Genomic DNA, 15,768 nt, shown 5'->3' with positions numbered 1-15,768 from the left:
ACGGATTTCGTCTCCTCTCGGACGACACCCGTTCGCACGTCAGGTCACCACCCGGTCCCGAGGCCAATCGCCGTGTCGTCGCCAAGTGCCGCTCCTTGCAGATCGGCAACTAAACGGCCGTGCCAGAGCAGATGAAACAGTACGGGCAGCACCACCAAAGGAGTCCCGACCGCGTGCACACCAGCCATCAACGGACGGACCCGAGCGAAGACCTCCGCCAGTTGATCAGCCAAACCGATCTTCAATACTCGCGGATGCCGATAACCCGACAACCAACGTAGATTCGCCCGCAGCACTGGATCGAGGGAACCGACACGCAGGTAATCCCAACCGACCATCGCGCACGTGGCGGCAGACCGATCGAACACGTCCCGATCAGCGTCAGAGATCCGGTCGTCCTCACGAACGTCGACTACGACGACAGATCCATCGCGGCGCCGCACGAAGTAGTCAGGAGCATGCCGCGTGCCGTCACGCCAATGAATCCAAAATGGTTGCGACAGAACACCAACAACATCCGGATCGGCATCCAACGCCATCAACTGGTCACGTTCTACCCAGGACTCGTGACCTACATGTGCGCCGGTTGTGGCGAACCACCACAGCCCGGGAAAGTTACGCTGACCTCGAAACGAGGGGAAATTCCGCACTGGTGAACAGTCCAACTCAAACCGGGTTGCAGCACATCGGTCCAGCGATTGCCGCGTGCATCCCTCGCGGGTGTTGAACTCCAAGTCCACTGCACTCGCTACACCTGGCCCAGCCGAAACAGCCGACGTCAGCACACATAAACGCTAAGCCTCGTGCCCCAGATTCAATGAGAAAGACACGCACTTACCCCAGATTCAATGAGAATGCCCCAGAATCAATGAGAACGGACAACGGTGCCAATGAACGCAGGGATGCGATGGCCGTTTAGAAGAACAGTCAATAGCATTACGTCACCGTGACGTAATGCTATTGAGTTACCGGGAGCGTCTAGACTAAATCCGTCTAAGTGCCTGAGCAGAGCAGAGCGTCGCCGTCAACGTGCACTGTCAGGTTTTTCTGGACGGGGGTCCGGCGCTCTCAGGTCTTTCCGGACGAGGGTCCGGCACTGTCGAGTTATCCCGGAATCGCGGGCGCCCCACTGGGAACGTGCGGCCACCAGGAGCGACTCGATGTTCGGCTAGCTCAGAAAGGTCTCGGGCACGCGCGGCCCGCATGTATTCGTGGATTGCTGTCCGATCCGGAACTTTCTGAGAGTGCGGGGGAGTGCCGACCGGCTCGCTCTCAAATAGTTTCGGACGGGATGAGGCCGACAACTCCAAGATAGTATGAGAGTGACGGATGACATCCAGGAAGACTTGAGAGCGCCGGACAACGCCGGCGCTGAAGGGTCGCGAGCAATCTGAGATCGAGTACTTCTCTGCGGGAGCACCCCCGGTTCGGGACAACTGCGCAATCGCGTCGCCTCAGCGAACAGCTGTAGGGCTCGTTGGGCGCGTCGGCCAGGGCGAGCGGATATTGCAACAATGACCAACTCAGCGCCGCTGCCCGTGATCTGAACACCCAACAACAAATAAGGAAGCTGATTTCGTGGCAAAGAAGAAGCGCGACAGGCCTGCCCAAACAGGCTGGGACGAAGATCTCTGTACCGAATGCAAGACTCGCGCCGAAAGGCGAGAGCGTTCGTGCACGAAGAGCCATGTCAGCAACAGAGCTTTTCGCGGTGAAGAGCGAAAGATGGTCCTACCCACGTGGTTCTCTGAATTCCCAATGGGCGGGCCTCGCCGTTAGGGAAGCGGGTTCTTCTTCGGTGAGTGAAGGTGGCTGGTCCCGATACTGAGCTCACCCTCCAATGGGCGAATGGGAAGCGCCGGGCTGCACCGCCCCAGTATCGTCACGATGACGAAGTGGGCAAAGACACATGAGTGTGTCCGACGGTGTAGGGAGCAGTAGACAAGACCACCCGCGAAATGCAACGGTCTAGCCCGGATTTTTCGCGGATTATCGCTGGTGACGGCGTGTAGATAAGCGAAAGTGCCTGTCCTGCAAGGGATAATTGGACTTCTCTAGGGTTCAACCATCCTGACGGGAAGGCACTTCGCAGGTGAAGAGTATCGCGGCCGCATCGCGGGTGAAAGTGTCAGCCGACGGCCACGGGGTCGTGTCGCACGCCGGGATGGGCCTACTGCGGGAACTGGCCGACCGGACCGGGTTATCAGCGCAGGTCACCAGCGCGTTGGCCGACACCTACCGCGGACGGTGGACCTATGCACCCGGCGAGGTGTTCGCCGATCTGGCCGCGGCGGTCGCCGACGGCGCGGACTGCATTGACGGGGTCGGCCAACTGTGCGGCGACCGTGAGCACGCGTTCGGCGCGAAAGCCTCCACGACCACGATGTGGCGGCTGGTCGATGAGCGCATCGACGCCGCACACCTGCCAGCGGTGCGCGCGGCCCGCGCCAGCGCGCGGGCGGCGGCCTGGGCCGCCAGTGCGGCCCCCGAACCGGGTGGCTGGCTGCACATCGACATCGACGCCACCCTGGTGATCGATCACTCCGACAACAAACACGGCGCGACGCCGACCTGGAAGAAGTCGTTCGGCCACCATCCGCTGCTGGCGTTCCTGGACCGCCCCGAGATCGCCGGCGGTGAAGCCCTGGCCGGGCTGCTGCGCAGCGGCAACGCGGGCTCCAACACCGCCAGCGACCACATCATCGTCCTGGCCCAGGCGCTGGCAGCGCTGCCCGCGCCGTGGCGGCCCGACCCCAGTCGCGGCGGTGATCCCGACCGGCCCCAGGTGCTGGTGCGTTGCGACACCGCCGGAGCCACCCACCGATTCGCCAACGCCTGCCGCGAGCAGGGGGTCGGATTCTCCTTCGGCTACCCCGTCGACGCCCGCGTCCAGGACGCGGTGGACACACTCAACCTTGCCCAGGGCTGGTACCCAGCCATCGACACCGACGGTGGGCTGCGCGACGGCGCCTGGGTCGCCGAGGCCACCACCTTGGTCAACCTCAACAGCTGGCCGCCGGGCACCCGGCTGATCCTGCGCAAAGAACGCCCGCATCCCGGCGCCCAGCTGCGGTTCACCGACACCGACGGGATGCGCGTCACCGCGTTCATCACCGACACACCCACCGGTGTCGTGGCCGGCCAAGTCGCCGGCCTGGAGTTGCGGCACCGCCAGCACGCCCGCGTCGAGGACCGCATCCGCGAACTCAAGAACACCGGCCTGCGCAACCTGCCGTGCCACGGCTTCTGGGCCAACGCCGCCTGGCTCGAGATCGTCCTGGCCGCCGCCGACCTGGTCACCTGGGCACGGCTCATCGGATTCACCAGTGATCCGACGCTGGCCCGCGCCGAGATCGCCACGTTCCGCTACCGCGTGCTGCACGTCGCGGCCCGCATCACCCGCGGCGCCCGCCAACTCCGGCTGCGTATCGACGCCACCTGGCGCTGGGCCACCTCGATCGCGACCGCCTGGCAGACCATCCGCACCGCCTTCGGCTAACAGCCGGCCCCCTGACCGATCGATCACGAAAGACCTACCGGCCCTGGGAAAGCCCGCCCCACCCGGCGACACGGGACCACCCCAGCATGCCTTGTGACCACAGACCTCACCCGACCACACACCACGCCCTACAAATCCACCGCCAACACCCTCGACGAAAAATCCGGGCTAGTCTGACCAACAACATGGGGGATCATTCTTGTCGAGCAAGTCCTGCACGGTCGTCTATGTCCTGCGAAGATTAGCGTGTCATGACTGAGCTAGGCGGCGGTGGTGTTGCCGCTTTCGGATTTAGCTACCAGTACCTGCAAACCGCTGAGGTCTTTCTCACTTTCCTGCGCGATAACACCGAGCAAATACCTCGCGCGACGCTTGTTGTCGAGCCTCTGCACACAAAAGCCGACGGCGAAGACGACGACGTAGTCGACTTCGCGATTGAGGTCGACGGTGACGTGCTGTACAGCATCCAGGTGAAGTCCTCGGTGGAGCCCGACCAGAATCCCATGCAACCCGCTCCTGCTCGGACGGCCCTGGAACGGCTGGTTGCATACCCAGCCGCGAACACGCTCCTTTTGACCAATAAGCCGATTTCACCGGGCCTACTCGACGAGGTCGAGATCGTTCCTGGGAACGGCGCAGAAACGACGACGGCGTACACGTGGGCCAACGGGCCGCAAAGAGGGCCGAACGATCCTGGGGCTCAGCCGAACATCGTCGTCGATTCTCGACGGCCAGTCGTCATACGTAACTCGATCGCAGAACTCATCAGATTCTTTCGTGGCCAACGGGCGCTACGCCAAGGCGTCGTTTCGGCCCGACTTCTTGTCCCGATACTGCAAGACTACATATTCTCGGCCGCTGCGGGCCAACAGCCAAGCAGATTAAGCGCGCTTGACCTGCTTGAGATCCTGGCCATGCCAGATCCGCGCATCGCCCACGTGGCTGGCGGGTTCGATTGGGGCGTACCAATTACTGGCATTCCAAACTACCTATCGACCGTCCCCCGGTTCGAGTACCTAGAACAAGTTCAGGAGCATCTTGCTCCAGATGACACAACCATCACGCCAGCTAGGGTGGTATTAACTGGACGCACGGGCAACGGTAAAACTGTTCTGGCAACTGACTATTGCCACGTCGAATCGATTTCTTACGAGTTCATATGCTGGATCGATTGCCGCGAGGTCGACTTTATCGAGCCGCAGATCCGAAACCTCATCTCGCAGCTAACAAGCGAGCAGATCACCGCTGACGCAGCGGTCGCTTCTGTATTCGCCGGCATGCTCGGGCGTCACAGCGGCCCGTGGCTGCTTGTCTTCGACGGCGTCCAACGCCGAAGCGACATCGATGCATACATCCCGTCTATGGGCAACGGTTCGGTTCTTGTGACCTCGAATAACAGTCTGAATTGGTGGCCAAGTGTGCCCGTCATCGACGTCGGCGAAATGACGGAAGTCGAAGCAGTGCACTGTTTTGCCAGTTACGCAGGTATCGCTGACGCCGACATCGAGGACGTTCGGTCGCCGATCTCGGAGATCGTCGATCGACTGGGGCTGGTACCGCTTGCGGTCAGTATGTCCGCGATCTATTTCAAGAACACTGAGGGCCAACTGGACGAACTTGCGCTGCAATACTTCAGCGACCTTGAAGCCCTCGCTGACAGTGACTCAAGGCCCCCAGGTTTCCCGAGGACGGCATTCGCCGCGATACAGCACGCGGTCCGGAATCTCGGCAAAGGTACGCCAGCCGGCGCTACCTATGGCAGGTCAGCCCGAGCAGTATTGGAGATCGGATCTCTGCTCGCCCCAGAGCTATTGCCGCTGAACTTCATGCTGTTAGCGACGCCCGAAGAGCTCCAGATAAACCTGGCCAATCTTCCAGTGCCCACTGAGGTCGACAAGGTCACCCTTCGCGGAGTCCTGTCCACTCTGCGAACTCAGACAATCGCAAGGCGAGTGGTGAATGACGGGGACGGCAGTCACACGGCTGTCAGCGATACCATCGCGATTCACCCCCTAGTGCACGACATCCTTCAGCGCTCGTACCTGGCGGCGGTTCCGCCCGGCTACTTGGAGCCACAGTGCACAGTCTTCATGTACTTCCTGATCGGTTGGCTAGGCCAGATGCGGACTGAGGGTGAATACTTCGCGGTCGAGCAGTTGCGACTACACGCGAATGCGCTCCTCGCGCTCGTCGCTGAGAACGAACCCATGTCGTCGCTGTCGGCTGACAACACACGGGTTTACACATACGCCAAGACACTGCTGCAGGCCGAGCTAAGCACGTGTGCTGCCAGCCGCGGTCGGCTGCAGGTGGCGTTCGAACTCGGGACGTCGGCGTTCCAGACTCTCTCGCGGTACATGCATGAGCCATACGCGCGGCGAATCGCAATGAAGATACTTGCCAACATGATCGCCGACTTGAGCATGGGTGAGGCACCTTCCGAAGCAATTCGAAGGTGCGCGATCCCATTTGTCAGCTCCGTGGCCGAGGCTGAAGCCGACACTAGCGATTCCGTGCGGGCACTTGCCTACACCTTGGCAAGCGACACGCTGGCTGTCATAAACCGACTGGATACCTACCGCGACGCGCCGGAACTGACTGCAATCAGGCAGAGACTCTTCGAGGTCACTCAACGAGACCCGTCTCTTGCCACGCAGGAGGCGACTCAAATGATGCGGGTCAACGAGCTCTACGAGGCGGGTCATTTTACTGAACTTCTTTATCTCGCTGACGAATTGCTGGCTGCCAACACTTCGCTCGAAGGGAGAGTCATCCTCAAGGCAATCAAGATCACAGCACTGCTGCTTACCAACGCCGTAGACGAAGCTCTTGCAGGAGTCGATGAATTGTTGGAGCTGCGAAACTACGCGGACTACGTGCTGCTATCGTTGCACGAAGCACTCAAGAAGATCGGACGCGAGCTGTACCGGATGATCGATACGGAGGCATTCTCATCGACCCGTCCACGCCTTCAGAGAACGCTCGATCGAGTTGTGGAGCGCTACAACGAACTCAGTGATTCTGCAGGACCTGAATCCAGCAGCCAGACGGAACAGAACTGAGCAATTTGTTGTTGCGGTCCATGTATGGCCGATAGCGAAGTGACCCGTCCCGGCGTTTCCGGAGACTTCCGATCTTGGGAGGATCTGGGTTATGGGACGTGTCAGCAAGTACCCCGAGGAGCTTCGTGAGCGTGCGGTGCGCATGGTCGCCGAAGTCCGCCCGCAGTACCCGTCGCAGTGGGCGGCGATCACCGCGGTCGCGGGCATGTTGGGAATCGGCACCCCGGAGACGTTGCGGACCTGGATACGGCGTTCGGAGGTCGATACCGGCCAGCGGCCGGGGGTGACGACTCAGATCGCCGAGGAGAACAAGGCGCTGCGCAGGGAGATCGCCGAGCTGCGTCGGGCCAATGAGATCTTGAAGGCAGCGGCGATTTTCTTCGGGGCCGAGCTCGACCGGCCCGGGAGACGGTGATTCGGTTCATCGCCGAACACAAGGACCAGCAGGTGGCCGGCCCCGACGGCGGGGCCGGACTGCGCTGGGGTGTCGAGCCCATGTGCGCCGTGCTCTCCGAGCACGGCATGCCGATCAGCCCGTCGACGTTCTACGAGTGGATCGCCAAGACACCGACACGGCGCCAGGTCCGCGACGCCGAGTTGGTCGAGATCATCACCGCGGCAAGGGAAGACCGCAAGACCGGGAAGTTCGTGCAGACGTTGGGATCGCGCAAACTCTGGATCTGGTTGCGTGGTCGAGGTCACGATGCGGCGCGCTGCACCGTGGAGCGGGTGATGCGTGAAAACGGTTGGGAGGGTGCGCGTTACGGATCTAAGCACCGTACGACCGTCGCCGACGACACCCACGTCCGATACCCCGACCTCGTCGACCGCCGGTTCTACGCGGCTGCACCGAATCGGTTGTGGGTAGCCGACTTCACCTACGTCTCGACCTGGATGGGGTTCGTCTACGTCGCGTTCGTCATCGACGCCTACAGCCGTCGGATCCTCGGGTGGCGGGCCGCCCGGACGATGACCACCGACCTGGTCCTCGACGCCGTCGAGCACGCCTTCTTCACCCGCGCACAGGACGGAACCACCAGCCTGCACGGGCTGATCGCCCACAGCGACGCGGGCAGCCAGCGCGGATTCAACTGGTCGACGCAACAGTATCCTCGATCGAGGATAGTTCATCGCGCATCAGTTCGGCGGGTGTTCGCCACTTGAGGATCTTGCGCGGACGGTTGTTCAATGTGTCGGCAACAGCTTGCAATTCTGTTGATGTCCAACGTGATAAGTCAGTCCCCATGGGGAAGTACTGCCGAAGGAGACCGTTGGTGTTCTCGTCGGTACCGCGCTGCCACGGGCTGTGCGGATCGGCGAAGTACACCCGCACACCGGTCGTATCGGTCAACGCGGTGTGAGCAGATAGTTCCTTGCCTCGGTCCCAGGTCAGTGACTTCCTCAGCGGCTCTGCAATTTTCGTCAGCTCCGCTTCCAGCGCGGCGTTCATGGACAACGCACCATAGCCGCCCAGGGCCGGGCCGTTCTTGACCGGTTTACTCACCCCCCACCCATCCTTGCGTGGCAGGTGAACAAGCATGGTGTAGCGCGTCTTGCGCTCGACAACCGTGCCGATCGCCGAGCGTCCAAGCCCGATGATGAGATCTCCCTCCCAGTGGCCGGCAACGCTGCGGTCATCCGCCTCCTTCGGCCTGTTGCTGATCACGGTGTCCTCGGTGACATGCGCCCACGCGACTCGCTTCGAGCGGGCTCGCGGCATGCGCAACGCTCGACCCGTGCGCAGACTCAGGATCTCGTCACGGTTGAGGCCACCGCGGCCCTCGATGTATAAGGCCTGGTAGATCGCCTCGTGGCTGATCCGCATCGACGGATCATCGGGAAAGTCGATCGTGATCCGGTTCGCGATCTGCTCTGGGCTCCATGCCTGCACCCAGCGACGATCGGCCCGATGCGGCTTGTTGCGGCCGGTCCACTGCCCGACCGCGGGTCCGGCGACCACGTTGCCCTCGGCATCATGAATCTGGCCAGACAGTCGTTGATGGACGTACTCGCGCAGCTTCGGGTTGGTCTCCAGCTTGGTGGCCTTCGGTCGGCGGGCGAACAGTTCTGCCTTCCATTGAGCTACCGACGCCCGGTACTGCAGTGTTCCGCTTCGGGTTGCTGCGTTGCGGCGCAGCTCCCGCGAGATCGTCGATGGACTCCGTCCCAAAGCCGAAGCGATCTCTCGAATTCCTTTACCCTGCACGCGAAGTAATGCGATCTCTTCTCGCTCGGGAAAGGTCAAGTAGCGACCTGAAGGCGCCGGCCAAGAGTACGGGGACATGCCCCCACCTTGACGGAACCATCGGGATCCCACGACGCCCGACACACCGACGGCCACCCCGGCTTCCGAAGGCAACATCCCCTCGGCCACCTTGTCCCAGAATCGACGCTCCAACCCACGATGGTGACCGGGATGCCCCGGCGACCGCAGCGGCCTGCGCCCGGTAACCTCACGAACCCAATCTGACGGACGTCCCACAGCACCCTCCTGACCTCGGGTGTTGCGTCCACCGGTTGAGCCTGATCAGTACACCTCGGTGGCCTTCACCCAGCGGCTCATCGACGAAGGCGTCGATCCCTCTGACCGCGCTCACTGAATTTCCCCACTGACGCTCATCGAAATTCCCCACCCGTGTGGCTCCGCCGAGAAGGGCGGGCCTCCCTCGAAGCTGCTGGTGTCTGACGCCAGTTGCTCCATCGAAGGAGGCCCGCTTTCTCATGCTCACATGGGAGGACGATGTGGAAGTACATGCCCTGCACAAACGTGGTTGGACGATCTCGGCGATCGCCCGCCACACCGGCTTCGACCGCAAGACGGTCCGCAAGTATCTGGCCGGTGACGGCACGCCCGGGGTCCGCGCCCGGCCCGACCCGGATCCATTCGATCCGTTCGTCGACTACATCACCGCGAGGCTGACCGAGGACCCGCACCTGTGGGCCCGCACCCTGTTCGACGAACTGGAGGACCTGGGGTTCGGGTTGTCGTATCAGAGCCTGACCCGCAACATCCGCGCCCGCAGCCTGCGCCCGGTCTGTGAGGCTTGCCGGACCGCCACGCAGCGCCCGAACGCGGTGATCCCGCACGAGCCCGGGGATGAAACCCAATGGGACTGGCTGGAATTGCCCGATCCACCGCAGTCGTGGGGCTGGGGCAAGACCGCGCACCTGCTGGTCGGCTCGCTGGCGCATTCCGGGAAGTGGCGCGGCTATCTGGCGCCCTCGGAGGATCAGCCGCATCTGGTCGCCGGCCTGGACCGCGTCACCCGCGGCCTCGGTGGACTCACGCGAGTGTGGCGCTTCGATCGGATGGCGACCGTGTGTGACCCCGGCTCGGGTCGGGTGACGGCATCGTTCGCCGGGGTGGCCAAGCACTACGGCGTCGCGGTGGCGATCTGCCCGGCCCGGCGCGGCAACCGCAAGGGCGTGGTGGAGAAGGTCAATCACACCGCCGCGCAACGCTGGTGGCGCACCCTGGCCGACGAGGCCACCGTGGAGGCGGCCCAGGCCAGCGTGGATCGCTTCGCCCGGGTCCGTGGTGACACCCGAATGCGGGCCACCGCTGACGGGCGGTCCTCGGTCGCTGTCGTGGCCAAGGCCGAACCGCTACACCCGGCGCCGGCGCAGGCGTATCCCGTCATCGTCTCCGAGCGTCGGACCGCGTCCCGGCAGGCATTGGTGCCCTACCGCGGCAATCGCTACTCGGTGCCCCCGGAACTGGCCGCCGCCCAGGTCGTGGTGTCCCATCCGGTCGGCGGCGAGTTCTGCGACATCGCCACCACGAGCGGGATCATCGTCGCTCGCCACCGGATGGCCGCCGACGGGCTTGGGGTGATGGTGCGTGACAGCGGGCATGTCATCGCCTTGGACACCGCGGCGATGGCCACCGCAGCCACCGGGCGTCCGCATCGCCGCAAGAAACGCATCCCACCGGGACCGGCCGCCAAAGCCGCTGCCGCGCAACTGCTTGCAATCAAGCGGCCATCCACCACCGCAATTGAAACATCGACTCCGTCAACCGATTCCACCGTCATCGACTTGTCCGCCTACGAGCGGGCCGCCCAGAACAGGACCATCCAATGACCGCCACGCCGCCCAACGCCACGACCACCACCACGACCGCCACCCAGGAGTCGCCGTCGGCGGCGGCGAGCCGCTATCAGCAGCTGCGCTCACACCTGGCCGAACTCAAACTCACCGCGGCCGCCGAAGCGCTGCCCGCGGTGCTCGACCAGGCCACCGCCGAAGGCCTGTCCCTGACCGTCGCATTGGAGCGGCTGCTGGCCGTGGAAGTCGAGGCCTCCACCGCCCGCCGACTGGCCGGCCGGTTGCGGTTCGCCTGCCTGCCCACACCGGCCACCCTGGCCGACTTCGACGTCGACTCCGCTGCCGGGATCGACCGCAAGCTCATCGACGAACTGGGCACCTGCCGCTACCTGGAATCGGCGACCAACATCCTGCTCATCGGGCCGGGCGTTATCGAGGGTTGGAGCGCAGAATGGCTGTGTTCTCCCAGTTCAGGACGTTGTTGCGATCGATGCAACGTTTGGCGAAGGTTGGATGCCGCGGCGGGCCAGTTCGCGCCGTAGGTCGAGGTTCTCGCCGTGTGCCCGCTCGAGGGCGTCGCGGAGCGCTTGCAGTTGCCGACGGTGCTGTTTCTTGAGTTCGGCGAGCTGGCGGGTCAACGTGATGACGAGGGTGTCATCGGTGTCGGCGCGCTGGTCGGTGGTGGCCTTGCGGCGGGCGCCGCGTAGATGCTCGATTCGTTTGCGCAGTTCGGGGTGGTTGTAGAGGAAGGCGTGGGAGACGCTTGCCTCACGTTGCACGGCTTGGAACGTGATCGGTTCGCCGCGTTTGACCAGTCGGCGGATGGCTTGGTCAGCGTCTCGGGTTTTATTCTCGGACTTGGCTTTCGCTGCCTCGGTGAGGGCGGTGATTCGGCGTTCTCGGGAGTCGGTCATGGGGTGCTCCTGCGGTGGCGGGTGAGGTCGAGAGTCAGCGGGACGGGTCCAGCGCTGGGTTGATGACACTCGGTGATCGCGCCGTGGGCCGCGGAGTCGGGTTCGTGGTCGAGGGCGTCGAGGAGTCGTTCCAGAGCGTGGTGTTCAGTGCGGCGCCTAGTGAGCCATACGTTGTCCTCGGGCATGGGATGGCCGTGTCGTTGCTCGAATTCTGTTGCGGCCCGGTTTATCAGATCGGTGGTTTCGCGAAGTTGACGTTGCAGAACGTCTCGGTGGGTGTGGTCGGTGACGAATACCGAGCAGGTCAGGCAGGCGTTGCCTTTGTCGCAGGACTGCAGCGGTGGCAGGGTGCACCAGCCGTTGGGCAGGAACCGGTCTGCGCGGCGGAACAGGTGCAGGCTGTCGTGGTCGTCGCTGGAGAGTTGGATGCGGGTGCCGTCGGATCGGAGCTTGGCGGTGGCCAGGAACGCCTGCTCGGCGTGTTCGTCGCGGGCGGCGATGTAGTGCATGGTCATGGTGGGGGTGGCGTGTCCGGCGTAGCGCTGCAGTACGTGGACTGGCAGGCCGAGTTCGGCCAGTCGGGTCAGCCTGGTGTGTCGGAAGCGGTGGGTGTGGCTCAACCGCACGACGTGGCCCTTGGCGTCGGTGATCTGAACGAGGTCGCTGAGGGTGCGTAGCACCCAGTTGTAGGTGCCTGCTGGATAGGGTTTGTCGCCGCGGCGGTTGCCCAGGCGCCGCGCGAACAGGTACCGCCTGCTGCCGCCCGGATGCTGGTCTTGGAGCCAACGGTGTTGTTCAGCAATGACTTCGGTGACTTCGTGGTCAACAAGGATGGTGTCTGGCGCGACGTCGATCTTGCTTTGCGCGTAACGGAACCTGCTCAGCGTTTGGTCGTCGTCTGCGGCCGCGGTGGTACTGGGCGCAGCGGTGAGGCAGTCGAAGTCGCAGGTGCGGATCTCGCTGGCCCGACGGCCGGTGAGGATCTGCAGCAGGATCATCCGCATCGCTTGCGGGTCGTCGAGCCCGCTTACGGTGATGGTGGTGCCATCGCCGCGGGTGATGGTCATCTGCTCGGTGCGGGGCAATCCGATCAACGGCAGCGCAGCGGTGATCTGGGCGAGCGCGTGATCGTCGATGTAGTTCGCGTCGTTGAAGCCGCGTTGATGCGGTATCCGGGTGACACGGCCGAACCAGCTGGCGGCGTGTGCTGCGGTGACGTGTTGCCAGGGGTCGGCACCCAGAACGGTGCGTGCTTCGCCGGGGTTGGCGGCGACGAAGTCCAGGAGGCCGGCCACGGCTCGCAGGTCGTCGTTGATCCCTCGGGTCGGCACCGGTCTTCCGAGGTGGCGGGTGTCTGATTCGCGGGTGACGCGGTTGGCGGCCACGGCGGTCCACCGTGCGAACGCGGCTGCCTGCTCGACCGCTGTCGTGGGGTCACCCAGGATGTCGGTGGGGTCGTCGAAGCTGGTGGTCAGCCAGTTGTCGAAGCGGCGGAAGCTTCTCATCCGTTCTTGGCTGACCGTGGTCCAGCGCAGCATCCCGGATTCCAGGGAGGTGCCCAGGTGCCACTTCACGGCGGCCCGCAGCCAGGGCAGCTGGATGTGTCCGGGTGGGCAGCCGTAGTTGGCGACCGGTTCGCGGTCGGTGAGGGGGATCCGCGGATCGCAACGCGGGTGCCAGAAATCCAGTTGCCACCACGGGCCGTCGTGACAGGCGGCGATCAGTGCGTGTCGTGCAAACCCGAACAGGCCGTGAACCCGGGCGCGGCCTCTGGGTGAGGGCAGTCGCTTGCCCCTGCTGGCATAGAACCAGCCCTGTAATGCCGCGGCGGCGTTGTAATCCATCGCCCGGATCGACGGCGCGAACGTACGGCCTTCGGCGATGGCCCGTCGAATGATGTTGGCGAACTGCGCCATCGCCAGCACCGACACCCGGGTGCCATCACCGGCCTGCCAGTGCGCCATCCACGCCAGCTCCGCGGCGAAGGGTCGGGTAATCCGCTCAGATCGAGGTGTGGCCAGTCATTCTCGGTAAGCGATGCCCAGTTCTCGATGCCAGGTCCCAGCACCGGGCCACGCCACTGCGCCGGCAGCCCGTCCCAGAGTCGCCAGATCGGATCGAGGTGTTCGGCTCTTCGCAGGTGACGGTGCCCACGCTCGTCGATCATTCGGCCACCCGCCAGCTGCTGGCATAGGAAGCCCAGTTGGCCGCCGCTCGCAGCGCGTCGTCGTCCCGGACCCAGCCGTAGAGGTCAAGGGTCGTCTGCACGTGGGCGTGCCCGAGGCGCCGAGAGACCACCCATTCCGGTGTCCCCGCGAGCAACAATGCGGTGGCATGGGTGTGGCGGAACCAATGCGGTGTCCACCCAGGCGTCCCGATGCCGCGCCGGCGCAGCGTGGCCACCTTCTCCCGCACTGTCGTCTCACGCAGAGCCGCCAGCAGCGGGGGTCGCGCCACATTCACCAGCAGCGGATACTGATCTGTCAGCCCGATACCGGATTCAGCTGCGCGGCAGGCGATATCGGTGAGATAGTCAGCGAACAGCCGCTCGAGGTCAGCACCGACATAGACCCGTCGCGGTCGCATCATCTTCACCCGCGCACCGTTCGGGTTATCCGAGCGCGGCACGATCTCCACATACGCGGTGCCGCCGCGGCCGAGGACGAACTCGCCGATCCGCAAGCCCAACGCCTCCCCGAGACGCATCCCAGTCTCCGCAAGCAGCGCGAACACGAACCGGTCCCGCAGGTTGCCTCGCCACGATCCGGACTCGGCATCGAAGACCGCGCAGCCATCCAGGATCGCCTGGATCTGTTCAGGCAGCAGTAAGGGCGGTCTGTCCCTGCGTCGGTCGCGTCGCACGCGCACCAGCGACGTTGCCGCCGGGGCCGAACGCGCATCCAGATGCGCCAGCAAGCCTCGGGCTGGTCGGTGCCGCGGTGTTCCTCGAAGTAACCGCTCCGCCACCAACACACCGGAGGTTGCTTGATGCCATCGGTAGAACGAAATCAACGCTGCCAGGCGAACTTCCAAGGTCGCAGCGGTCGGCGCCAGGTCCGACTCCGCCAGCCGGTGTTCAACTGTGCGGCCATTGCGTTGCCAGGAAAGGAACGCCGTGACGGCTGGGACACCGACCTCGTACCAACCGTCGGCTTGCCCGCGTTGCTCCAGGAAGCTCCACCACTGGGCCAACGAAGTCGCATAACCGCGCACGGTGTTCGGCGACCACAGGTGTCGGTGAGCTTCTATCCACTCCTCAACGGGACCGACCGTTGCATAATCCTGCCCGAGCACGGTCCAGGTCCGCTGCCCCCTCGCAGGAGACACTGCCACCGGATACGCCATCGTTGCCGTTCCTTCACGTCGAAGAACACCCGCCGATAAACCGGCAACAACGATGACAAACCTGGCTCTAACCTCCCTGTCGCATACATAGATTCGAGCGTGTTACTACCCGTTGATAACACCGGGCACCGGCAAGACGCATCTGTCCGTCGGATTGGCCCGCGCTGCAGCACACGCCGGCTACCGGACCTACTTCACCACCGCCGCCGACCTGGCCGCCCGGTGTCATCGCGCAGCGATCGAGGGGCGCTGGGCCACCACGATGCGGTTCTTCGCCGGTCCGACGCTGCTGGTGATCGATGAGCTGGGGTACTTGCCGTTGCCCGCCGAAGCCGCCTCGGCGTTGTTTCAGGTTGTCTCCCAACGGTATTTGAAGACCAGCATCGTCATCACCACCAACCGCGGGGTGGGAGCCTGGGGTGAGATCCTCGGCGACACCACCGTGGCCGCCGCCATGCTCGACCGCCTGCTGCACCGCTCGGTCGTCATCAACCTCGACGGCGAGTCCTACCGGCTACGCGACCATCACGCTGCCGCTGAAACCCTACGCCGGACCACCACCGGCACCCGCCAACAACTACACTGACCGCTGCTCACAGGTGAGGAATTTCGGCGAGCACAGCCGGGGATTTTCGATGAGCGCCGTCACCTCGGTCGGCTCGGTCGGCGACGCGCTGGACAACGCCTTGGCCGAGACCACCGTCGGGTCCTTCAAGAACGAGGTCATCCGGCGCCAAGGCCCCTGGCGTGACGTCAACCAGGTCGAGTTGGCGACCGCCGAGTGGGTGATGTGGTTCAACACCGAACGCCCGCACGAGTACCTCGACGACTTCACCCCCGAGGCCGTCGAGAAGCTCCACTACGATCACAGACGCATCCCACCGAAGGCGGGATGAATCAA

The 15,768-nt window shown here is 64.0% G+C and carries 8 protein-coding genes and 4 pseudogenes; 7 read left to right on the top strand and 5 right to left on the bottom strand.

Annotated features, from left to right (window positions below; translation table 11 throughout):
- Positions 1-44: 44 nt before the first annotated feature.
- The gene (locus G6N49_RS09870; RefSeq protein ID WP_011894084.1) at positions 45-785 is read right to left on the bottom strand and encodes a TnsA-like heteromeric transposase endonuclease subunit; all 741 of its coding nucleotides are present in this window, start codon (positions 783-785) and stop codon (positions 45-47) included.
- A gap of 1,307 nt (positions 786-2,092) precedes the next feature.
- On the opposite strand from G6N49_RS09870, the gene G6N49_RS09865 reads away from it, so the two are divergent.
- The 3 genes and pseudogenes from G6N49_RS09865 to G6N49_RS29455 all read left to right on the top strand — a co-directional run.
- Positions 2,093-3,499: an IS1380 family transposase gene (locus G6N49_RS09865; protein ID WP_083045654.1), complete on the top strand. Its 1,407-nt coding sequence runs from the start codon at positions 2,093-2,095 to the stop codon at positions 3,497-3,499.
- A gap of 251 nt (positions 3,500-3,750) precedes the next feature.
- Complete coding sequence (locus G6N49_RS09860) at positions 3,751-6,561, top strand: tetratricopeptide repeat-containing protein (RefSeq protein WP_083045653.1); 2,811 nt, start codon at positions 3,751-3,753, stop codon at positions 6,559-6,561.
- Between the two features lie 91 nt (positions 6,562-6,652).
- Positions 6,653-7,641, top strand: a pseudogene (locus G6N49_RS29455) (IS3 family transposase); the annotation flags it as partial.
- Positions 7,642-7,648: 7 nt separating this feature from the next.
- On the opposite strand, the gene G6N49_RS09845 reads toward G6N49_RS29455, so the two are convergent.
- Complete coding sequence (locus tag G6N49_RS09845) at positions 7,649-9,043, bottom strand: IS30 family transposase (protein WP_083045650.1); 1,395 nt, start codon at positions 9,041-9,043, stop codon at positions 7,649-7,651.
- A gap of 239 nt (positions 9,044-9,282) precedes the next feature.
- On the opposite strand from G6N49_RS09845, the gene G6N49_RS09840 reads away from it, so the two are divergent.
- Positions 9,283-10,644: a Mu transposase domain-containing protein gene (locus G6N49_RS09840; protein ID WP_083045649.1), complete on the top strand. Its 1,362-nt coding sequence runs from the start codon at positions 9,283-9,285 to the stop codon at positions 10,642-10,644.
- Positions 10,641-11,033: pseudogene (locus tag G6N49_RS09835) on the top strand (ATP-binding protein); the annotation flags it as partial. The gene G6N49_RS09840 and the pseudogene G6N49_RS09835, both read left to right, overlap by 4 nt.
- A gap of 45 nt (positions 11,034-11,078) precedes the next feature.
- On the opposite strand, the gene G6N49_RS09830 reads toward G6N49_RS09835, so the two are convergent.
- The 3 genes from G6N49_RS09830 to G6N49_RS09820 form a co-directional block, all read right to left on the bottom strand.
- Complete coding sequence (locus G6N49_RS09830; RefSeq protein WP_083045661.1) at positions 11,079-11,522, bottom strand: DUF6262 family protein; 444 nt, start codon at positions 11,520-11,522, stop codon at positions 11,079-11,081.
- Complete coding sequence (locus tag G6N49_RS09825; protein ID WP_235679510.1) at positions 11,519-13,486, bottom strand: tyrosine-type recombinase/integrase; 1,968 nt, start codon at positions 13,484-13,486, stop codon at positions 11,519-11,521. The genes G6N49_RS09830 and G6N49_RS09825 overlap by 4 nt, the downstream gene beginning before the upstream one ends.
- Before the next feature lie 199 nt (positions 13,487-13,685).
- Entirely contained in the window at positions 13,686-14,867 is a 1,182-nt protein-coding gene (locus G6N49_RS09820) for a tyrosine-type recombinase/integrase (protein ID WP_083045659.1), read from the bottom strand.
- Positions 14,868-14,988: 121 nt separating this feature from the next.
- On the opposite strand from G6N49_RS09820, the pseudogene G6N49_RS09815 reads away from it, so the two are divergent.
- A pseudogene (locus G6N49_RS09815) lies at positions 14,989-15,453 on the top strand (ATP-binding protein); the annotation flags it as partial.
- A gap of 64 nt (positions 15,454-15,517) precedes the next feature.
- A pseudogene (locus G6N49_RS09810) lies at positions 15,518-15,682 on the top strand (integrase core domain-containing protein); the annotation flags it as partial.
- Positions 15,683-15,768 lie beyond the last annotated feature (86 nt).

The organism is Mycolicibacterium monacense (genome assembly GCF_010731575.1).
GTDB lineage: Bacteria > Actinomycetota > Actinomycetes > Mycobacteriales > Mycobacteriaceae > Mycobacterium > Mycobacterium monacense.
Note: the sequence above shows the minus strand (reverse complement) of the source record. Positions and strands in the feature narration are given on the sequence as shown.